The organism is Glacieibacterium frigidum, assembly GCF_007097155.1.
Classification (GTDB): domain Bacteria; phylum Pseudomonadota; class Alphaproteobacteria; order Sphingomonadales; family Sphingomonadaceae; genus Glacieibacterium; species Glacieibacterium frigidum.
The window spans coordinates 926334-947441 of sequence record NZ_VJWA01000002.1 but is presented as its reverse complement, the minus strand read 5'-3'; the positions used below and the strand labels follow the sequence as shown (position 1 = coordinate 947441).

20 protein-coding genes are annotated in these 21108 nt (G+C 61.9%); 9 read left to right on the top strand and 11 right to left on the bottom strand.

The features are described 5' to 3' along the window. The first annotated feature begins 132 nt into the window (after nucleotides 1-132). From FMM06_RS14025 to FMM06_RS14015, 3 genes are all read left to right on the top strand, one after another. Complete coding sequence (locus FMM06_RS14025) at nucleotides 133-828, top strand: hypothetical protein (RefSeq protein ID WP_144334964.1); 696 nt, start codon at nucleotides 133-135, stop codon at nucleotides 826-828. 580 nt (nucleotides 829-1408) lie between these two features. Further along, a complete protein-coding gene (locus tag FMM06_RS14020) occupies nucleotides 1409-1966 on the top strand; it encodes a hypothetical protein (RefSeq protein WP_144334963.1) in 558 nt (185 codons plus the stop codon). A gap of 283 nt (nucleotides 1967-2249) precedes the next feature. After that, a complete protein-coding gene (locus tag FMM06_RS14015; RefSeq protein ID WP_144334962.1) occupies nucleotides 2250-3545 on the top strand; it encodes a hypothetical protein in 1296 nt (431 codons plus the stop codon). Nucleotides 3546-3619: 74 nt separating this feature from the next. Here FMM06_RS14015 and FMM06_RS14010 read toward each other — a convergent pair whose 3' ends face one another. Further along, nucleotides 3620-4009: a hypothetical protein gene (locus FMM06_RS14010; RefSeq protein ID WP_144334961.1), complete on the bottom strand. Its 390-nt coding sequence runs from the start codon at nucleotides 4007-4009 to the stop codon at nucleotides 3620-3622. A 63-nt stretch (nucleotides 4010-4072) separates the two neighbouring features. Next, nucleotides 4073-6256: a TonB-dependent receptor gene (locus FMM06_RS14005; protein ID WP_144334960.1), complete on the bottom strand. Its 2184-nt coding sequence runs from the start codon at nucleotides 6254-6256 to the stop codon at nucleotides 4073-4075. Between the two features lie 200 nt (nucleotides 6257-6456). Here FMM06_RS14005 and FMM06_RS14000 point away from each other — a divergent pair, with 200 nt between their 5' ends. After that, complete coding sequence (locus FMM06_RS14000) at nucleotides 6457-7119, top strand: TetR/AcrR family transcriptional regulator (protein ID WP_185965192.1); 663 nt, start codon at nucleotides 6457-6459, stop codon at nucleotides 7117-7119. A gap of 13 nt (nucleotides 7120-7132) precedes the next feature. Here FMM06_RS14000 and mhpA read toward each other — a convergent pair whose 3' ends face one another. From mhpA to FMM06_RS13985, 3 genes are read right to left on the bottom strand one after another with little or no spacing between them, the layout of a single operon-like run. Beyond that, nucleotides 7133-8623 carry a bifunctional 3-(3-hydroxy-phenyl)propionate/3-hydroxycinnamic acid hydroxylase MhpA gene (mhpA, locus tag FMM06_RS13995; RefSeq protein WP_144334958.1) on the bottom strand — a complete coding sequence of 497 codons (1491 nt, stop codon included), beginning with the start codon at nucleotides 8621-8623 and terminating at the stop codon, nucleotides 7133-7135. 55 nt (nucleotides 8624-8678) lie between these two features. Continuing rightward, nucleotides 8679-9518, bottom strand: coding sequence for a fumarylacetoacetate hydrolase family protein (locus tag FMM06_RS13990; RefSeq protein WP_144334957.1), 840 nt, complete (start codon nucleotides 9516-9518; stop codon nucleotides 8679-8681). Continuing rightward, the gene (locus FMM06_RS13985) at nucleotides 9515-10528 is read right to left on the bottom strand and encodes a VOC family protein (RefSeq protein ID WP_235889324.1); all 1014 of its coding nucleotides are present in this window, start codon (nucleotides 10526-10528) and stop codon (nucleotides 9515-9517) included. The genes FMM06_RS13990 and FMM06_RS13985 overlap by 4 nt, the downstream gene beginning before the upstream one ends. A gap of 90 nt (nucleotides 10529-10618) precedes the next feature. Here FMM06_RS13985 and FMM06_RS13980 point away from each other — a divergent pair, with 90 nt between their 5' ends. Beyond that, complete coding sequence (locus FMM06_RS13980; RefSeq protein WP_144334955.1) at nucleotides 10619-11269, top strand: TetR/AcrR family transcriptional regulator; 651 nt, start codon at nucleotides 10619-10621, stop codon at nucleotides 11267-11269. 41 nt (nucleotides 11270-11310) lie between these two features. Continuing rightward, nucleotides 11311-12855, top strand: a complete 1545-nt coding sequence (locus FMM06_RS13975) for an AMP-binding protein (protein WP_144334954.1) — start codon at nucleotides 11311-11313, stop codon at nucleotides 12853-12855. A gap of 132 nt (nucleotides 12856-12987) precedes the next feature. Here the strand turns inward: FMM06_RS13975 and FMM06_RS13970 are convergent, their stop codons facing one another. The 6 genes from FMM06_RS13970 to FMM06_RS13945 all read right to left on the bottom strand — a co-directional run bounded on the left by FMM06_RS13970 (nucleotide 12988) and on the right by FMM06_RS13945 (nucleotide 18852). After that, nucleotides 12988-13260, bottom strand: coding sequence for a hypothetical protein (locus tag FMM06_RS13970; protein WP_144334953.1), 273 nt, complete (start codon nucleotides 13258-13260; stop codon nucleotides 12988-12990). Nucleotides 13261-13286: 26 nt separating this feature from the next. Continuing rightward, on the bottom strand, nucleotides 13287-14300 hold the full coding sequence (locus tag FMM06_RS13965; RefSeq protein ID WP_144334952.1) for a sensor histidine kinase: 1014 nt from the start codon (nucleotides 14298-14300) through the stop codon (nucleotides 13287-13289). A 223-nt stretch (nucleotides 14301-14523) separates the two neighbouring features. Further along, entirely contained in the window at nucleotides 14524-15615 is a 1092-nt protein-coding gene (locus FMM06_RS13960) for a sensor domain-containing diguanylate cyclase (protein ID WP_144334951.1), read from the bottom strand. A 317-nt stretch (nucleotides 15616-15932) separates the two neighbouring features. Next, nucleotides 15933-17021: a sensor histidine kinase gene (locus FMM06_RS13955; RefSeq protein WP_235889323.1), complete on the bottom strand. Its 1089-nt coding sequence runs from the start codon at nucleotides 17019-17021 to the stop codon at nucleotides 15933-15935. A 388-nt stretch (nucleotides 17022-17409) separates the two neighbouring features. Then, entirely contained in the window at nucleotides 17410-18174 is a 765-nt protein-coding gene (locus FMM06_RS13950) for a Crp/Fnr family transcriptional regulator (RefSeq protein ID WP_144334949.1), read from the bottom strand. A gap of 441 nt (nucleotides 18175-18615) precedes the next feature. Then, nucleotides 18616-18852: a DUF6894 family protein gene (locus FMM06_RS13945; RefSeq protein ID WP_144334948.1), complete on the bottom strand. Its 237-nt coding sequence runs from the start codon at nucleotides 18850-18852 to the stop codon at nucleotides 18616-18618. Between the two features lie 190 nt (nucleotides 18853-19042). Here FMM06_RS13945 and FMM06_RS13940 point away from each other — a divergent pair, with 190 nt between their 5' ends. The 3 genes from FMM06_RS13940 to FMM06_RS13935 all read left to right on the top strand — a co-directional run bounded on the left by FMM06_RS13940 (nucleotide 19043) and on the right by FMM06_RS13935 (nucleotide 20772). Further along, entirely contained in the window at nucleotides 19043-19936 is an 894-nt protein-coding gene (locus tag FMM06_RS13940) for a Crp/Fnr family transcriptional regulator (RefSeq protein WP_144334947.1), read from the top strand. Next, a complete protein-coding gene (locus tag FMM06_RS17435) occupies nucleotides 19937-20176 on the top strand; it encodes a DUF6894 family protein (RefSeq protein WP_407925201.1) in 240 nt (79 codons plus the stop codon). 362 nt (nucleotides 20177-20538) lie between these two features. Beyond that, a complete protein-coding gene (locus FMM06_RS13935) occupies nucleotides 20539-20772 on the top strand; it encodes a hypothetical protein (RefSeq protein ID WP_144334946.1) in 234 nt (77 codons plus the stop codon). Nucleotides 20773-21108 lie beyond the last annotated feature (336 nt).

The following is a 21108-nucleotide window of genomic DNA, read 5'->3' as shown; positions in this document are numbered from 1 at the left end:
TTGCTAGGTCGTACCTCGTGAACATCGCAGCATGGGCGCCGCGTGGCGATAATCGTTCCGACTATCCCAAGCCGGTCGACTTGCTTCAAAAGCGCAAGGCAATCGGCATGATCGGCGGACGAGGAAGAGGCGATGCAGACGGACGAGGCATGGCGGCGCCTGGGCGAGGCGGCCGAGGTTGCCGCCCGGCGCGGCAGCCTGATCTTCCATCTCGACCTCGCTACCGAGGCGGCGCGGTCGGCCTTTGCGAGCCAGGGGATCGCCGACGACAATCTGGCGGCGGTCGTCGACGTCGCCGGCTACCGTGTATTCGCCTTCGACGCTTCGCCGTTGCCGCGCGTTCTTGCCGAGGCGCGGTTCGATGGTGCCGGTCGCCCATTCGTCGATCTTGCTCCCGGATCGATTCCGGCGCGTGCCGAGGCGTTGGCGCGGGCGCGGCGGACGGTCCTCGCCACGGCAGCTGTCCGAAGGGGCGCAGCAAATGCGGCCATCGTCGTACCGGCCACCGACACGCAGGCGCCGCTGGAAGCGTATGCGATTGCGGTCGGCGTATCGGCCGAGACATTCGTCCTGAACGGGCACGGCTATTTCAAGCTGACCAGCGACGGCCGGGACGTTATCGAGACTTTCCCGTTCGTCCTCTCGCGCGTCGATGCGGCCGAGGACCGGATGACGTCGGAAGTCAGGCTCGAGACCGAGCTAGCCGTGCCATCGGAACTCCACACATACCTTAGCCTCAAGCACGGTGTGCCGATCCTGCTCCGCGCCAAGTCGTCGGCGACGAACTGGCGTGTCGATGGCGAAAGAACGACCCGGACGAGCGGGTAATGTCCACCTGCAAGAAGCGCCGGCGCTGCTCCAGCGAGGTAGAATGGATTACTCATCCGGTTGTCGGACGCTGCCGGTAGCCTGATGACCGGCGACCAGAGTTCCGTCGAAGACTGGAACTACAAGCTCGATGCAAGCGAAGCAGCCGCAAGGACGAGAGTTCGACGGAATGAAAAAGTGAGACCGCTTCGCGTGCAGCGATAGTGCTGCGACGTAGCGACCGCGTCGTGCCCGGGTGCTGAGATAGAAATCGGATTGCCGCTACAATTAGCTGTTGCAGAGGTTCCGTTTCTGTTCCAACGAATGGAAATGGTATCGCTGCTGGCCGGTCTCATCTGGATGTTGATTGCGCTCTGCGCGATCGGAATTGTTGCGCTCAGCATCGATGCGGTCTGCCGACTTCCCGTCCTGCGATTGACGATCTATCTACCGCCGCGAATTCGACCAAGCCGTCCGGCGATGCCGCCAACACCCTGGCAGGGGCACTTGGTAATCCGATACTTCAACCACCCGCCGGAAGTGTGGGCAGCCCCCTGATCGCCAAGCCAGAACGTACGTGGCTTGAAATCAGGAGAACGACATGAACACGGAAGCACAGCGCGCTCATAGCGCACAGGCATTGATCGCTGAGATCGACGAGACGAAGACCACGCCCTTCGTTGGCCTGCCCGAGGAGGATCTTCAGGCGGCAGAAAGCGAGGTTATGGCCCAGGTCGCCGTTTTCGCCGAGCGTAACAGGCACCTGCGGAAGCAGCGAGCGTCGCGTCGTCACGGCGCTTCCGAAGATGCCCGTCGGCGCCTGCAGAGCCCAAAGATGGACACGAACTATCCGCAGGACATTGCGCGGGCGCTGATCTTGAAGCGTAGCCAACTGCGCCAGGAGGTCGCTGAAGACAAGCTGAAGCTCTACGTGTCGTCGGTCAAGTTGGAGGTTGTGAACGCCGAACTCGAGCCGACGAGAGAGATGCTCGTTGGCCTGGAGAAGGACCGAGACTTTTTCAAGTCGACTGGCCTGTACGAACGTTCTGGCGCGTTTATCGCACGGCTTTTCAAGGAGTGCGGCAAGGGTTGGATGGATCTGGATCTTCTGACCGGCGATCAGCATAATCGGATCGTGGCGATCATCTGCGAACCATAATCGTAGCGAACGAGCGCGCTGACGACGACGGCTGAGAGGCCAGATTTCGTTAACGTCTTCCGTCGCACCGTCGCAGCGGTGCAAAGGACCCGGCGGCTGCAGCCGCCGCCGGGCGCCCGCCCGCAAAAGTAAAAGTGCCCCGACACTTTTACGGTATTGCGCCTAACCACTTGTCCCGTGACGATTGGAAAGCGTGTCATCTTAATGACCAATTTTGTCACGGCAGATTTGACGAGGTCGACGACCACGTCATCCCGTGAGCGAGGCAACAGGAATGATGTCGTTGAACCTGGAAGCGCTGTTCAGCGCGGAGATGCTGCGAACGTATCGCGAGTCGTGGGGCCGCGACCCAACAGCGGCGAACAGGCTCGCTACCCAGATCATCGGCATGTTCGAGAATCCGGGTAGCGCTAAAGAGGAATGGCTGCGGGACGTTGTCCTGGCGCTCGTCGGCGACGAGCCGGACTTGACGAGCTGGGTGGCGGCGTTCGGAAAAGGCTCGTTCGAACTCCGGCCGGAAACCACATATGGCCGTGCAGCAGGTAAAGGTTCGCCGTCGCGGTTTATCAAACGCCAGCGTGAATTGATCGAAGGATTAATTGATAAGACGCTGCCTGCGGGCGAGCGTGAATTGTACAAACTCGCTTACCAAGATGCGTTGCGACTGATCGTGGCGAGCATGGTCGTACGCGAACTCCGAGTGGGCGTTGCGGCCAAGGCGGCAATAGGCATCGGCTGGCCTGTCATGGTAACGGTCAATGACCATTTCTTGGCGGCCGAAAAGAGAAGCCTGCAGCGCCTCGGCGGCAATCAAGATTTCCGGCTGCACTTGGCCAAGGCGCTACGTAGCGCCGTTCAAAGTTGGGCGAATTCAATTCCGGACGGTGACCTGGCTGCTGAGAATCACCCCCTGGCAGACGTCAATCAGTTACCGCCAGGCGTGAATACGGCAGTCGCGCTCGCCTACCTCGATCCAGCCGCTGGCGCGGTCCAGCAATATCGAACTGCGTTGTTCGATGAGTTTAATCACTCGGCTACGGGCATATCGGGTGTATCACCGTCGATAAAGGAAATGGCCCGGAACGATGCAGCGGAGATCGCAGGCGCCTGCAAAAAAAATTACATGGCATCCTATGCTATCTCCAGTTCCGATGACTGGCTTCACTTTACCGAAGCCCGCAAGGACAACGACCCGTTCTCATATGACACAGATACGATCGAGCGGCTCCGGGGCTTTCTGCCAATCTTGAGCGCGCCGGAAATCAATATGACTGACTTCTACCAAGCGGCTTACGAAGCAAGGGAACGTGAGCAATTTCGGCGTGAATACTGGGACTTTGCGGCAGATACGGCTATTGAGATCGAGATCCACACGTGGGTCAAGGCCGGTATGCCCCCGCCACGGAACCTCACGCGCGAGCATGCAAAGTTCTTTGAGCAGGATGTCTGTGAGAAATGGCGGGTGAGGCCTTTATGGCATCCGGCATGGCAGCCGCTCACGTTCGGGCCGACGTACGCCGAGATTGACGTTGACAAGCTTTCTGCAAACTGGGTTTCCAGCAACCCGCACCGGCGCTGAGATCACCCTGTGAGGTCAATCGCGTACGCCCGCCTCTCGAGGGAATGCCCGGATACGTCCCGCGAGCCGTCGCTCTACCGGTCTGGCAGCGAACGCGGCTGCACTGCTTCGGCTTTGACCTTCATGCTGGACAACACGCGCGTGACATTCTCGTGGATCGCCCTGCGCGCCATCGGCTCCCAGTACAGGGCGGGGTCGAGACGCAGGACGTGTGATGCGCGGGCGATCAAGCGCGTTACGCCGCCAGGACGCTTCTCGATTTCGAAACTCGTGTCCCTGGTCTGGAAATAGCCATTGAGGTGCGTGGCGTGGACGCGGCGACAGGGACTTATCTCTTCCGTCATTGCAGGCTGTTTGACGACGGTGAACGCAAGCTTGCGGCCTGGCTCCCATGCAGTGACCCGCTCGTGCGCCTTGCCAGTCGAAAATTCGCCGACACGTAGGGCGCCAACGCCGTCACCCATCAGTGTTTCTCTGATCGGGAAGGCAAAGCCCGCCAGAGGCGCTCTGCTGGATCAGCACGGGCATCATCTAAAGCGCACCGTCCCCTGCACCATGATCGACCGCCCACGCTCCGAGATGCCGTTCGGACCACCGATGATCGGCGTCGGGAAGATGAAGGCGGCGGCGTTCGCGTCGGTCAGATTGCGGCCGATCGCACGGAGCTCCCAGCGGTCGTCACGGTCGGCAAGCGCCACGCTCAGGTTGTAGGTGGTGAACGCCGCCCCGGGCGGGACGGCGTTCGGATCCTGCTGGTAATAGCGCTTGCTGCGGTAGTCGACCGAGCCATTGGCGAGCGCGTCGATGCTTCCCGACAGCGGCGTCCGCACGTCGAAACCGGCCGAGCCGCTCCACTTGGGCGCGAGCGGGATGGGGGCACTGGTGCGGCGGTCCTTGGCGTCGGCATAGGTGTTGCTGACGAACAGACGCACACCCCTGACCGGCCGCCAGCTCGCCTCGAGCTCAAACCCCCGGCTCTGCAGATCGGCGTTGGCGACGGTGAAGGCGAGGCCGTTAAAGGTCACGACCTGGAAATTGTCGACATTAGTACTGAAGGCCGAGACATTGAGCGTGACCGTCCGGTCGGCGAACTGCGACTTGATTCCGATTTCGGCGGTGCGAGCGCGCTCGGAATCGTAGGGCGACTGGTCGAGAAAGGTGACGCTAGTCGCGAAGCCGCCGCTCTTCGTGCCTTGGCCATAGCTCGCATAGGCGAGAACATCGGGCGCGAGGTCGACCTGCAGCCCGGCGGAATAGTCGACGTTGTTCTCGGTCCGCTTCAATGTGAACGGCGCATAGGGCGGGTAGATGGCGATGCTGAAGAGGCCCGGTACAAGGACCGTGCGCGCAAAGTCGATCGTCTTGCGCTCATTGGTGTAGCGCAGGCCGCCGAGCAGGCGGAAACCCTCCGCCACGCGCAGCGTGCCCTGCGCGAAGGCCGATACCGCCCGGGTCTGCTGGTCGAAGGCGTTGCGGAACGATCCCGCGATCGGCACCGTCGGCGCCTGTGGAGGACCGAAGGGATAGTTGGCGGTCACCACGCTTGCGTTGCGCAGTGTGTTGTCGAGATAGAGGGCGCCGACGACATAGTCGAAGACCTGCTTGCCCGGCGAGACGAGCCGGACCTCCTGGCTGAACTGGCGGCTGGTCTCGTCCAGGGTGCGGTTGAGATAGTTGCCGGCCTGGAAGTCGGCATCGTTGAGATCGGCTTCTTTGAACGTCGAATAGCTCGACACCGAGGTCAGCGTCGGCCCGCCGAGGTCGAGGTTCATCGTCAGCCCGCCACGATGCACGCGGAGCCGCGCGGTCTGCTCGCCGCCCGGCGCACCGATGTACGTCGCATTCTGCCGGTTCAGCGCGAAGTCGAGCGTGTTCGGCGCGCCGGCGAGCCCCTGCAGCAGCGCCGCCGTGGGATTGGCGGCAATGAATTCGGACGGCGTGCCGGTGTCGCGGCCGAAGCTGTACTGATAATAGGCGGTAGCATCGAACGCGGCGCTGGGCTCCCAATGCAACACGGCGCGGATCGCATCGTCGTGTCGGCTCGGGTTGTTCTTCCCGCTGATCGTATTGCGCGTCCAGCCGCCGTCGAAGGTGCTTTGCCCTGACACGCGCAGCGCCAGCGTCGCGTCGAGCGGGATGTCGACGCCGCCCGCGATGACCCGCGACTTCAGTTCGAAATCATAGCCGGCGCGGAGTTCGAGCGCGAAGCTGTCGCCCGGCTTGCGCGTTACGAGATTGATCGCACCGAGACTGGTGTTCTTGCCGAGCAGGGCGGCCTGCGTGCCGCGAATGACTTCGACGCGTTCAACGTCGAACAGCGCAGAGGCGAACTCGCGCGAGCGCGGCGCATAGACGCCGTCGATGAACAGGCTGACCGAACTGTCGAACGCCGAATCGCCCGGTGCCGAGCCGAGACCGCGGATCGTCACGCCGATCTCGTTGCCCGTCGGCGCCTTGGCGAGATTGAGGCCGGGGGCGATGCTTTGAATCTGGAGCAGCGACGTCGTGCCGGTTTTCGCGATCATTTCGGCGGTGGCGACGCCGATCGAGACCGGCACGTCCTGCAACGCTTCAAAGCGCTTGCGGGCGGTGATGACGATCTCGTCGTCGCTCGCCATAGCGGTTTCAGCCGGTGCTGCGTCCTGCGCGAGTGAAGGGGCAGCGAGGCAGGCTGCTGCACAAAGCCCCAGCGTGATGGTGTGATTGCGCATGGTATCCCCCCAATGGCCTCTTCTGGCCGCTTCACCCTACGGGCTGCGTTCTTAGCCGAATTGTCCATTATCTTATGCCGCTGTCGCAACAAGCGCAAGTCGAAAAGCGTGATCCGAGAAATCTGATGGACTTTAGGGCCAAGACTTAGCAGAGGGTGGGGGCATTGCCGGTTCGTCGCAGGGCTAGGGAGCGTTCAGGAGTGACCGAAATCCAACCCGCCCCAATAAAGGACAAGCGCTGGGTCAAGACGCGCGAGCGGCTCGTGCGCGCCGGGTTCGATCTCGTCGGCCGGCAGGGGATCGGCGCGCTCGGCGTCGACGAGATCGTCGGCCTTGCGGGGACGGCCAAGCAGTCCTTCTACAATCATTTCGCCGACCGGGATGCCTTCCTGCTCGAGTTGCGGCGGCAGTCGCGCGAAATCTTCGAGACCATCGTCACCCGGGTGAACGCTTCGGTCGAAAGCCCCGCCGAGCGACTGGCGCAGGGCGTATCAGTGCACGCGCGCATGGCCCTGCTCGATCCGCTGCATGCCAGGTTTTTTGCGAACGTCGCGGCACTAACCTTCACCGAAGAACAGGCGCTTAACGTCGGCCTCGTCGCCGATCTGGAGGCGGGACGCGCATCGGGTCAGTTCCGCTTCGGCTCGATCGAAGCGGCCGTGACAATCACCGGCGCCGTCACCCAGGTCATCGTCGCGCATCTGCTCGAACTGGAACAGGATGTGCTGGCGGTGCCGATGACGCAGGAAATGCTGGCGATGTTGATGCGCGGGCTTGGCGCACCGTCGGATGCCGCCGATCAGACTGCGGCGCGCATGACGAACCGGGTTTTCCTGATGGATGCGGCGCTTCTGACGGGCTGAGAGCGTCGGCCTGCTAGGCTTGGCCGATGATCCCTTGCCAGGCGGCAGCCAGATCGCCGGGGCGGCCGGTGCCGAAGACGTAGCGATCGGGCCGCACCAGCACGGCATCGGCGGCATGACTGTCGAGCCAGGCTGTGATCGCTGCCCTGAACGGCGCGACGCCGGCCGCATCCAGCCCGGTCGCGACCAGCCTGTCCGCAGCCGGCGCCGCTTCCCGTGCGATTAGCCAGGGGCCGGGCCCGAGAACATCGTCGAGCTTCAGCGCCGGATCGGCGGTGGCGCACGGCTGCGGGAAATAGCTGCCGGCCCCGTGCGTTGCCGCCAGGATCGTGCCGGTTGAGATGGGCGGATAGGCCGGCGGTCCGCTCGGCGTCAGACGCAACGCCCGGGCAAGGCGAAACTTAGTGTCGCGCACGAACGCCGACCAGCGGCTCGTCGCGCACACCGTCCGCCCCATCATGATGGCCATCGCGATCGTCGCGCGCGCATTGGGCTCGCGTTCGGGTTGATAGCTGTCGAGCAGCGCTTGCGACGCTGATCCGGCGATCACCGCCGCGAGCTTCCAGCTCAGGTTCGCCGCGTCGCGGATGCCCGAGCAGAGCCCCTGTCCGGCAAACGGCGGCGTCTGGTGGGCGGCGTCCCCGGCCAGCAGGACATTGCCGCTCCGCCAGCGCCGCGCGACCCGGGCCCGGAAGGTATAGACGGCCTTGCGTTCGATCGTGACCGCACCCTCGACGTTCCACGGGGCGAGCATCCGCGCCACCGACGCGTCGCTGCTGACCTCGGCGGGGTCCTCGCCCGGCTTGATCATGAATTCCCAGCGGTGGCGGCCTTCGCCCATCAGGACGCACGTCGTCGGCCGTTCGGGGTCGCAGATCTGCAAATTGGCGGTCGGAAGCCGCGACGGATCGGTGACGATCGCGTCGACGACGAGCCAGGGCTCCTCGAACCCCAGGTTGTCGAACTCGATGCCCGCCGCCTCGCGCACCGGACTGCGCGCACCGTCTGCCCCGACCAGAAAGCGCGCGCGGATCGTTCCGGGCCCTATCGCGCTCGACAAATCTGCCTCGACCGCGTCGGCCATGGGGCGGTAGCCGATCAAGGCGGTCGCGCAGCGCAGTTCGACGTTGGGAAAATTGCTCAGCCGGTCGCGCAGCGCGGCCTCGACCGACGGCTGGTGAATCATGTTCGCCGCCGGCCAACCGCCGCGCCCGATCGCACTCGCGCCGTCGAAGCGCATCAGGACCTTGCCCTTGGCGTTGAGGAAATCATAGCGGTCGGTATGGCGGCAGGTCGCCATGAGGCGATCGGCGACACCGACCTGCTGAAAGACGCGCATCGTCTCATGGTCGATGTGCGCCGCGCGCGGCAGCGGGTAGATCGCGGCCTCTTTCTCGACGACGAGGACAGATACGCCTGCCTGCCCGAGGAGCAGCGCGAGCGTGATCCCCGTCGGTCCCCCGCCCGCAATCAGCACGTCATAGTCGCGCCTGGCTTCCGTCATCGTCGTCCTCCCCCCGGCGGCGCCCCCCGTGTTTCGGGATGTGCGCGCGCGCTGCTCAGCCCTCGTCGCGCATCACCCCTTCGATCGCGCCAAGCCTGTCGATCTCGCAGCGCACGACGTCGCCGGCAGTCAGGAACCTGCGCGGGTTCATCGCGGCGCCGACCCCACCCGGCGTGCCGGTGAACAGGACGTCACCTGGCTCGAGCGTCATGCCGACCGACAGATGCTCGACCTGCTGCCAGATGTTGAAAACGAGATGGCTGGTGTTCGAATCCTGCCGCTTCTCGCCGTTGACGAAGCAGCGAAGGCCGAGGTCGTGCGGGTCACCGAGCTCGTCGGCAGTCACGATCCAAGGTCCCATCGGCGCATGCGTGTCGAAGCTCTTGCCGAGCGACCATTGTGGCCCGGCGTGCTGCCACATGCGTTCGGTGATGTCGTTGCCGACGCAATAGCCGAAGATGACGGCGGGCGCGTCCGCTGCCGCGATGTGCTTTCCACCTGTGCCGATGATCGCGACCAGCTCGACTTCATAGTCGGCAGTCGCGGTCGTCCGCGCGATCTGGATCGGGTCGAAGGGGGCGTTGACCGAGGTCTGTGCCTTGGTGAACCAGACCTGGCGCTCGGGCGTCGCCATCTTCGATTCGGCAATATGGTCGGCATAGTTAAGGCCGATCGCGAAAATCTTGCCCGGCCGCTGGACGGGTGCCTCGAGCCGGACCGACGCCAAGGGCACGCCCCCGCCGGCGGCGGCCTTTGCTGCGAGTGCGGGCTGCAAAGCCTCCCAATCGCGGATCAGGTCGATCATCGTGCCCGCGACGCCGGTGTCGATGATCCTGTCGCCGACGACGATGCCAGTGCGCGTCTGTCCGGCGTCGGTGTAGGTGGCGAGTTTCATGCGGTGATCCTTTTCGGCTCGCGGCGGAGCAGCCGCTTGAAGCGCAGAAATAATCCGGTCACGAAGGCGACGAGCGCCGGCGGCGGTGGGGCTTTTCCGGCAAACATCGGGTGCGGCGCGCCCCATTGGACGGCGAGCAGCGCGCTCATCGGCATCTTGTTCGGCGGGTCGGCGGCAGTGAACAGGTCGCCATCGGTCCAGTGTTCGAGCTCGTTGCCGAACGGATCCTTCCAATAGTCGAAGATCTGGCTACCCATGATGTGCCGCCCCACGCCCCACGCCGGCTGGCGCTTGCGCGCCTTAAGGTGCTGATGGCCGAGCATCAGGTCGTCGAGATTGGCGACTTCGAACGCCGCGTGCAGAAGCCCGAGTTCGCCCGGCAGCTGCGCGAGGAATAAGGTGTGGTGATCGGTGGGCCGGTCGCCGCAGTCGCAGCGCATGAAGGCGCCGAGGGGAACGTCGCTGGCGGCTTCGATCTCGTCCGACGTCAGAAAGCCGAAGCGCTCCTTGTACCAGGCCTCGGACCGCCGGAAGTCGCTGACCTTCAGCACGGCATGGCCGATGCGGTGGACGTGTGCGGGGGCAGGGTCGAGCCGGACCGCCGCGCGAAGGCGCGGACGCGCGGCAATGCTGTTGTAAGCATGATCGACACTCGTCGCCGAGGTGTCGGCCTGTTTCTGCCCCGCGACAACCTCGACACCATAGCCATCAGGATCAGTCAGCCGGACAATCTTGCCGCCGCCAGGCTCGTCCGCATCCTCGACCGAGACGCCGTCGTGCCCTGCAAGAGCTTTCAGATCATCGACAGATGCAGCGCGAAATCCGACCGCGAGAAACTTCGCCGGGCCAGGCTGGGTGACGTGAACGAAGGGTCGTCCGTCGGTCGCGCGACCATAAAGGCAGCCATTCCATTCACTGCACGACAAGCCAAAATCCTCGAGGAACGCCCGCATTGTAGAGAAGTCAGGCGCGGCAAAGCGCACGTGCGCAATGTCCTCGATCCGGATCACGCTCACCCTGTTGCCCCCGCAATCCGTCAGTTGACTAATCGGTCATGTGCGCTTAGATGACTTTCCAGTCAAGTAGGATTATGAGGGGCGATGACCGAGCCATTGCTTTCGCCGCGTGCCGCACGCACTCGTTTCGCGTTGCTCGCCGCCGGCATGGAGTTGCTGGTCGATCGGCCGATCGACGCGATCTCAATCGACGAATTCGTCGCCGCTGCCGGTGTCGCCAAGGGTTCGTTCTTCAACCATTTCACCGACAAGCGGCAGTTCGCGACTGTCGTCGCGAGCGTTATCCGCATCGACGTCGAGGACTGGGTCGGGCGGCTGAATGCCGGCGTCGCCGACCCGCTCGCGCGTCTCGCGGGCGGCATGGTGGCGGCGGCGGCCTATGCCCTCGCCAATCCGCAGCGGACGGCCGTGCTCGCTCGCTCGTTCAACGGCACGTCGCTCGACGACCACCCGATCAACGCGGGACTGCTGCACGACCTGCGCGACGCGCGCGCCGCCGGGGCGATCGAGATCCCGTCGGAGGCCGCAGGCGTACTCTACTGGCTCGGCGCCTGTCAGATCGTGATGGGCAACATCGTCGAGAGCGAGGCCGATGACATCGCCTCCCGTGACCTGCTGGCCGACATGTTGCGCATGTCCCTGCGCGGGCTCGGCGCGACCGTGCCGGCCATCGACGCGATCCTGGGTCCGGGCGGCGTCCTCGACCGGTTCGGGCAGCACGACCGGCTCAACTGACGACAGTGGCGCGGCAAGCACCGCAAACGAGGAGACGGTGAATGTCCCGGCCGATCACCCCATTCGAAGCCATGGACATCCGCAGCCTGATCGACGCCAAGACGGCCGAGCGGGGCGAGCACCCGTTCCTGATCTGGGAGCCGTTCGACGGCCAGTCGCAACGCTGGTCGTACCGGGATTTCGCAGACAGCGTCAGGCGCTTCGCAGCCGGGCTGCAAGCCAAAGGCGTGATGCCGTCCGAGCGCGTCCTGATCCACCTCGACAATTGTCCCGAGGGGCTCATCGCCTGGCTCGGCTGTGCCTATGCCGGTGTCGTGCCGGTCACCACCAACACGCGCTCGACCGAAAGCGACCTGATCTATTTCGCCGCGCACAGCCGCTCCGTCGCGGCGATCACCGAGCCGCAATTCGGCGATATGGTGCGCGCGGCTACGCCGGACGTGGCCTGGCGGGCCATAGTTTCGACCGGCGAAGCCCCTGAGTCCTATCTGCCTTTCGCGGCGATTGACGGCGACCCCGAAAGCCTGGCCTCACGTCCGCACGACCCTTGGGCGCCCTTCGGTATCCAGTACACATCGGGGACGACGGCGCGCCCCAAGGCAGTGCTGTGGACGCATGCCAATGCGTTGTGGGGTGCGCGGATCTCGGCGATGCACGAAGGCCTGCGCGCCGACGACGTCCACCTGACCTATCTGCCCCTGTTCCATACCAACGCGCAGGTCTACTCGGTGCTTGCCTCACTATGGGCGGGGGCTGCCATCGTCCTGATGCCGCGCTTTTCGGCCTCGCGCTTCTGGCCGGTGTCGCTCCGCCATGGCGCGACCTGGACATCGATGGTGCCCTTCTGCGCCAAGGCGCTGCTCGAACAACCCGTTCCCCCGCAGCACAGCTATCGCTTCTGGGGCAACGGCGTCGGGGCGCCAGCCTGGGACGCGCATTTCGGTGTGAAGACACTCGGATGGTGGGGCATGACCGAGACGATCACCCATGGCGTCGTCGGTACGACAGACATGTACAACACGCCGATGGCGATGGGCCGGCCGTCGCCCGGATACACAATTCATATCGTCGGCGAGGATGGTCGACCGGTGCAGCCGGGTGCGGTTGGCGACCTGCTCGTCGGAGGCGTGCGCGGGCTGTCACTGTTCGCCGAATATGTCGACGACCCCAACGCCACGGCCGCTGCTTTCAACGCACAGGGCATGCTCATCACCGGCGACCGTGTCCGCTTGGGCGAGGACGGCTCACTGTTTTTTGCCGACCGGTCGAAAGACATGCTGAAGATCGGCGGCGAAAACGTCGCGGCCTCGGAGATCGAAGGCGCTATCGCTGCTGTGGATGGCGTCGCCGAAGTCGCCGTCGTGGGTATGCCGCACCCGATGCTCGACGAGGTGCCTGCCGCCTTCGTGATCCCGAAGCCCGGCACCGGCGACGATCTCGCAGATCGTATCGCGGCGGCCTGCCGACAGCAGCTAGCCGATTTCAAGCGGCCGCATAATATTCGTATAGTAGAAAGCTTGCCGCGATCAACTTTGGAGAAGATAGCAAAAACAGAGCTTAGAAAGACATTTGACCGAGTCCAATGAAGGATTTCGGAAACTTTATATTTAATGTATTATCAAAATCAAGTGGTCATTTTGTTTTTGTAGAAACTTGTTGGGGTTCCGTAGAATTATTCGATTGATGCCCGTACCAACCTAACGAGGTTGATTCAATCGTCAGTTGAGCCGCTGCAAACCCGCATCTTGACGTCGCATACCAGCAATGTCAGCGCCGATGAAGGCCAGCAGGATGTGAAGGGTTGGACAAATGCGCCGGCGGTGTACAGGACGCCGAGCTAGGTCGTGACCATGGTGATGGCCTCGGGCGGGCGCTGTGTGCACGACGAGCAGCGTGCCGGTATCGCCGTCGATCATCGCGTGCGTATCCTCAGATCGCCTGATCAAGGTCGCGGCTGCGATGTTCGAAAGGTCCACTTCATGCGCGGACATCGGCGCACGAGATGGCCAGGGATATGTCAGACAGCAAGACGATCAGGGTTCATTCGCAGCGTGGCCACGACGCCCTCTGGTGCCCAGTTGTAAACGATCGATCCCTTCAGTTGGCCTGACATGCTGCGCTCGACGAGCTTGCTGCCATAGCCGTAGCGGTCGCCACTAGGCGGCGTGACTTCTGGCCCACCGCTCTCGGTCCAGACAACCGTGACGGCGTCGTCGTGAGCCGAGCACGAGACATCGAGGATCCCGGTGTCGACCGATAATGCGCCATGCTTCAGTGAGTTCGTCGCCAGTTCGTGCACGACCAGTGCCAGCGTCGTCGTCGCCTGTTCGCCGACCCGCATGCGCGGCACGGATACTCGGATCCGGCCGCTGAACGCCCCGAGATCGTCGTAGGGGGCCAGGAGGACGGTCAACAGGTCACCCAGCAAAGCCGACGCTGCTTCGGTCTGACCGGGAACCGGCCGAACCAGATCGTGCGCGCGGCCGAGGGCGGTCAGCCTGAGCGTCAGTTCATCGGCCATCTCCCTGCTCGTCGTGGTCGATCGCGAGGTGATGGCCGTAAGACCCGTCGCGATTGCCAGCAGGTTCTTGACCCGGTGGCTCATCTCGCCAGCGAGAAGTTCGCGACCTTCCTCCGCTTGCTTGCGACCAGTGACATCGAGGAAAACGCCGAACATGACGCGCTGGACGATCCCGGCATCGTCGCCCTGTCCCCTTGCAGAAATCCACTTCAACTCGTCGCCAATCATGATCCGAAAATCGATCTCGTATGCGCCGATCAGCGAACGTGTTGCCGTAAACGCGGCCCGCACCCGATCACGATCGGCAGGATGGATATGGGCGGAGAGATCCTCGAACTGGACATCGATGCCGCGCGCTATCCCCCACAGGTCATAGGCCCGATCATCCATCGCCAGGGCGTCGGTATCGACGTTCCAAGACCACAGCGTGACGCCGGCAGCCTCGACCGCCCGCGCCAGGTTTTTTGCTTCCCAGAGGAGGGGTTTCAGGTCGCTGGCTGTTGTTGTCATTCGGCCCCATACGCGGCTCTCGTCACGCAAGCTAATGTGAAGGTTTTGGCCGCAGGTTTTAGTATCTTGACGGTGAGCCTCATCGAGCCCTGATGATTCGAAGTCGCGCCTCGAGTGGAAGAAGTGGGGCGTGCCTGACTGCAGATGAGGGTTCTCTGCGGTGCATCCGTTTCGCACAGTGTTGCGCGCATTCGCTCCTATCGTCGCCGCTCAACTGCGAAACCTAACTGGGGCCCGGATCCCGGCTCGCGACCGGTTCGATCCTTCGCCGGTCGGCATTATTCGACAACCGAAGTGCGCGGGGCGCCGCATGGCGACGGTGCTGCACGTAGCTGCCTCTGGAGCCCCGCTTGGCACAGAGCAGTGCCTGGTCAGCCTGCCGGAACAAGGCTGCTGCGAGAGTCGAGCCACGACTGGAGATTGCGCCACCGGCGCTCGCCGCCGAGCTCAACGTGCACCCCCGAAAATTGATGGGAGAGCGAAGCGCCGCGAGCGACTTTTCGGCCAGGCTGCGCAATTTCGAGGGGTCATCGGTGCGGAGCAGCAGCGCAAACTCATCCCCTCCTAGTCGCGCCACGACCGCCTGATTACCACCTACTTCCAGAAGTCGATCGGCCACAGATTTCAACAATACGTCGCCAGCATCATGCCCATGCTGATCGTTTGCTCGCTTGAGAAAATCGAGGTCGTAGATTGCCAGGCAGACGCGGTGGTTGCGTGATGCATCCGGGCACGCCGCAGTCAGTTGCTCCATGAAGTAACGACGGTTCGGCAATCCGGTGAGATCATCGTGATATGCCGCCCGCAGGACTTGCGCCTCCAGGGCCTTTCGCTCGGTGATGTCCTGCAACGTGCCGTATGCAGATTCCATTGCCCCGTCGCTACTTCGGCGCGTGACCAGATTGCGCGAGTGAAGCCAACGCACCTCGCCGGTCGGCAGGATTATCCTGTAATCGGCCGAGGTATCCGCGCCCGTCTGGACCATTGACGCGACGCTATCGAGTTCACGGTCGCGATCCTCGGGATGAAGGAGTTTGATCCAAGCCCGTCGCGTAATCGAGCACGCGGTGCGCTCCTGGCCGAGGAGCTCCGCCCACATAGGCGACCCGAGGGAATCCCCCGTTGCCATATCGATGTCGAAGATGCCGATCCGGCCACCTTCCTGCGCCAGATGGGTATTTCGAAGCGCCAGTTCCGTCGCCGATCTGACGCCTTCGTGAATTCGCTGTTCGATCAGTGACGCAATTCGCGATCGGAGTGAGGGATGGATATCTGTCAGAAGCGCCATCTCGGCACCCCGGAATGCTGCCGTCATGTTCTCGGTGGCCTTGTCGATCCGCCGTATGACGGCCGATCACTATGACCCAACTTGTTTAACGGCATGTACTGCCGGCGTACCGTACTTACCCTGTGAGATATCGAGCTAAGCCGAGAAAATCATGATTCTGGCGGGCAAGCGTGCTCTTCACGCATCCAGCGACCATCACTGCGTCCAAATTCTCAGCGCGTAATCACGCCCATAGTTCCGAAGCTCGGCAGTCTGCCTGTCCAAACTTTGTAACGACATCTGTCGGAGCAGATTTTCGAGCCTGATGATTGTGCTCATGGCGCAAGCGACCGCGCTCGCTCGCCTTAGATCTGCGCCTCAGGGGCGGCCGCTTCACGCGCGAAAAAGATGGTGACTCGCATGCCCCCGTCGGGCGCCGAGCTCACGTCGATCTTTGCCTTTGCATTATTCTGGAGTGACCGGACGATCACGGCGCTGAGTTTGCCAGGTTTTGGCCAAATCGCGTCGGCCGGCAGACCGACGCCGTCATCCGAAATCACGACATGACAACCGGCCTCGTCGACGAGGCTCGAAAGCGCGATGATACCGCCATCGCGGCCCACGAACGCGTGCTTCAGGGCATTCGTCATGAGTTCGTTGACGACCAACCCCGCAGGCATCGCAACGTTGATGGAGACCGGCCAAGTGTCGACTTTGAGTTCCAGACGTACGCCCTCCTGTGCGTGGGCCTGCATGACCGACGAGGCGATCTGACTGAGATAGACGCCGAGATCGACAGCATCTCCTGCGCCTCTCCCGTCCAGCAGATCGTATAGGATCGCGAGCGAGCTGATCCGGCCGGCGAGATTATCGAAACGCGAACCTGCCTCGCTGTCGCCGAGATTCCGGGCCTCCATACGGATCAAAGCCGTAATCATCTGAAGATTGTTTTTGACCCGGTGCTGCAGCTCCAAAAGCAGCTCGTCCTTCGACCGTAACTGTTGAGCATGCCGCTCGTCGGCCGATCGTGTTTCCGCGCCCGAGCCGGCCAATGCGACCAAACGATAGATGGGCGTGCCTTCGTCATTCTCGATCGTGTTCGACCAAGCGTCGACGTTGAAGCTCTCACCGTCCCGTTCAATGGTGAACGTGCCGAGATACTCCTCACCGGCCTGCACGGCGTCACTGAGGAGTGTGTCGTCATGACGGGGAGCCGCGACGCCCGGCAATGCGGACCAGTTCGTTCCGGCGATCTCGGCCGCCGGAAGCCCGGTCAGTCGCTCGAATTCAAGATTGCAGTATGTGATGTTTTCCGACGGATGCAGTTCGGACACTGCAATTGCGACAGGGACGTGATCGAGGAACTGTCTAAAACGGTCATTCTCAAGTGCGTCTACTAGCGCCGGGGTGGCTAGCAGCTCTTCGATTTTCGGCGCTCCCGTATCTTCCTCCACTATGCCGCCCCTTGCCCCGATATCACAGTTCCCAGCACGCGCATTTTGATTAACACAGAGTGCATTGGAACCTTCTTCTAGCCACGAGCGCCAGCGATTTCGATGGCGCTCCGTTCGCATCGCACGAGGCTGCGCGCGGATCGCGGTACCGTATCACTGAGTGGATTGTATGGCACGTTACAAGCCGCGCGAGGCCTCGTGGCTCGATGACCCATATACGCTGCTGGCAGTGATGCCCACCGATATGGCTTGAGGCTACCGCAGCCGCCGCTGTCTACCGACTATCGATTTCTCAGCAAGGCCACCGCAAGCATCCAGGGAAATCGATTGCGCTCGACGAGAAAGCCCGGTTGTCGGCATCGCATTTCGTGGCATTGGCTGCGGAGAATTATGAAGTCTGTGTGCGACCAGCGTTGTCACCAGCGGCAGCACTGGAAGGTGGGGTGAGAAAAGCATCGAACCGTGTTCTGACAATCGCATAGCATTCGCACGCGGCTGCCTCGAGACCCGCCCTGTCGACGACCTGCATCAATCCTCGGCGATAAGCTATGAGGCCCTTGTTCTGCAGCGACTGGGCAGCTTGGGTGACTGATGTCCGGTTCGCTCCCATCATCCGCGAGAGGAACTCGTGAGTGTATGTCAGTTTCTCACCCTCGGCTCGGTCGTGCATCATCAACAGCCATCGGCACAAACGCTCTTCGACCGTGTGCAGAGAGTTGCACGCAACGGTCTGCATGACCTGCGATAACAGCGTCTCCGAATAGCTGACGAACAGGTCCTGCATTTGGGAACTGCCGTGAAACTCCTTCTGCAGCGGCTCGATAGGACAGCGGAGCATTGGCCCTTCGAGCTGTACCGTGCATCGATTAAACGACGTCCGGCTGTACATTGCCGAGAACAGGCCGAACGCTCCTTCGCGGCCGATGTTTGCGCATTCGATTTCCGACCCGTTCTCCAGGACGGTGAGGAGCGACAAAACGGCTCCTTCGGGAAAGTACGCGTGAGATAGGCTGGCTCCAGCCTCGCACACCACGGCTCCAAGTTTCAGGTCGACTCGCTTCATGTGAGGCATGATCCGGTCGAGCGCGTCGGCCGTGAACGCGCCGAGCAGCTGGTTCTTGTGAACCGTCTCGTCAACTTGGGGTTTGGTCATACTGGGAAGCTCCGTCCCAGCCGCAGGGCGGTTACGTCTAACGAGCGACTATCTCGCCAGTTTCGTGTCTGTTGGGTAGGCAACAGGCGTGAGCCGGATCGTCAGATAATCAACAGACATGGCACATGCGGTAACAGGATCCTGTGTCTGGCGTGGCGAAAGATGTGCCCAGGCCTCGCGAGCCGCGTCGGTGGCTGACCCCTACAATCGTCTGACGAGCCAGCGGTTTGTCGTTCTGAAGTCGCCGATCGTTCCGGGCCATTGAAGCGGCATTTGTCGGTGCTCGCCGGCGCCAGATCCTACCGGTCGAGAATGACCTTCTGCTTTGCCGCGACCGGTCGGCCGGTCGCTCTGTTGCTGAAAACCGGACCTTCGATTGGCGAGTCGCCGACAGCCACTCAACTAGGCCGGGCTGTAACATAGCTTGGAGCGTCTAGACCGTCACAGGCTCACAACCATTGCAGTATAGGTAAGCGTCGCAACGCGATTGCCGCGCTCGTCATCGACATACAGCTTCAGGTCGACGGCGTTCGAGCCCATCCTGATTTCATCCGCGACGATCAATCGGCCTGCCATCAACGCGTCTCGGCGAGCGCTCTGCAGGTCATCAAATTCATTTCCTTCCCGGTCTTCCGCAAGATCAGAGCCGAGGCTGGAGTGGGTGAAGAAAATGGCCATGCGCGGCTCGTAGGCGGCTCGCGTCGTTCCCGCGCGAACCTGAATTAATCCGGGAAGCCTTCACCCAGGAATAACGGAAATGCGTTTCGATACGACCGATCCAGCCAGCGGCTTCCTTCAGCTTCGCCACGGTAGATGCAGGATTTGCGACTGATTGATCGCCGCAGAGCAGGCTCAATGAGCCCCGCTTATGTTGCGTAGCCAACAGACATGTCGCTCGGCTTCTGTTCTGTACCGCCCTGAACCATTTCATCTGGGGAAATGGCCGACAGTGCGGAGCTGCGCCATCAAACGCGTATCGGACGACGAACCGCTCAAATGCACCCGCCTGTGGAACTCATACTATTTATCATCTGAAGAACGACGGGCTCTGCAACAGGCGGTCACGTCGCGGCGATCGGTCAACGCTCATGTCGATCTGGTGAGCGAGGGTGAACTAGCCGACAGCCTACTGTTTATTGTTGAAGGATGGGCTTGCCGATACGCAACGACTATCGGCGGCGGTCGTCACTTCTCGGCGCTTCTGGTGCCCGGCGATCTATGCAATCTCGAAGCTCTGTTGATTGATCGGCCGGACTGCGGCGTGCGGACAATGACTGCAGCAACGATCGTAGCCTTACCGCGTGAATTGGCCTTGGCACTCGCTACACAACATTCGGGGATTGCGCGCGCGTTTACGTGGCTGGCGCTAGTAGAAAACGCGATCCTGGCAAAATGGGCGCTTTCCCTGGGCCGGCGATCCGCCAAGGAAAAGCTTGCTCACCTGTTTTGCGAATTGAGCTTACGCGTCGGCGCGCAGGAGAGGGAATACGAAGTCAGCTTCAACTTCCCACCGACCCAGGAGCAGATTGCTGACGCGGTTGGCCTGACGGCGGTACACGTCAACCGCACGATGCAGGTCCTGCGTGCCGAGGGTTTGGTGGCAATCGCCAGCCGGATCATGACGCTTTCGGACGTCCCGCGACTCCGTCAGATCGGCGGTTTTGATCCTGGTTATCTGCATCTCGACCGAGTCAGAGCAAATACACAGCCACCACTGGTCAATCCGAACTATCCCCGAAGTCGTTCGCGCAGAGGATCGTAGATGCCGAGATATTTTTTGCACCTGCACAATGACATTGATGCACGTGATGAAGAAGGAATAGAGTTGCAAGACCTAAAGGCCGCTCGGTCGCATACCGTTGACCAAGCGGCCTCCTTAATCGGCGAGACGATCAAGGAAACCCGTCGATTAGTGCTCAGTCACCGGATCGATATTGAAGACTGCGACGGAAAAATATTGAGCACCGTCCCATTCAGTGACGTTATTACTATCGTTAGTTGATCGATTCTGACCCTTTTTTCGGAAGTCAGACCGTAGATAACTTCAGCATCTTGCGCATGTCCATTATCTTGTGGCATGATCCTGCGGTTACTAGGCCAGCGTCGTGACAGTCGATGCGGTTCGCAACCACGCACCGAGGCCCGCTACATCGCCAGTTCATAGCACTTATGCGGCGTGTGTAGTCGCTCAACTTGTGCCGTGTCTCCGCCAAACTCCTCGTTCATTCGGATCATGCATCCCAGATTGCCAATCGCTCACAGGATTGCGTTGCGCCTCCGGAAAGATATTGTCGGGTTCGGCATACCGACGAGCAAATTAATGAAATTCTAGCGAGACTTGCATCCCGGCCGCCACGAGGCGCGTTGATCTACATCAACTTCGAAGGTGGAGCGGTGGCAGATCGGCGTAATGACGATGACACCCTGCCAGTCGGGCTTTCGCAGACGGTCGACAAGCGGCTAGACCGGCTCGGTGAGGGGCTCAGGCGCATTTACAGCACCCAACGCGATTTGCCCGACCAGCTAGCAGATGCCCTTTCCGAAATGGAGGGCATCGAGGGTACGGATTCCGGCACAGGATCATCGTCTTGCGACTGATCAGAGAGACTGGGCATCTGCGCCGAGGTCAACCGTGGCCGCATGAACGCGCCCACATCCTCCGCTTGATCTGCCGATCTGCTCGAAATCAAGGACACTCTGCGCAGGGTGCAATCGGTGTGTTAGCCGCCAGACGAAGACACCAATTGCGCACGCAGAGCTTCTCCAACGAACTTATCCTGTGAGCGGCGAGATACTGGAGCGTGTGTAATTCCTGTGTAATCGGGCCGAGCAACCCTAGGCCAAACTGGGTATGCTCAGGCCACTCTACGATTTCATAAATCGTTGCAGTTCAACTATTTAGGCACGTTTGGGCAGTCTCGAGCTACTCACCAG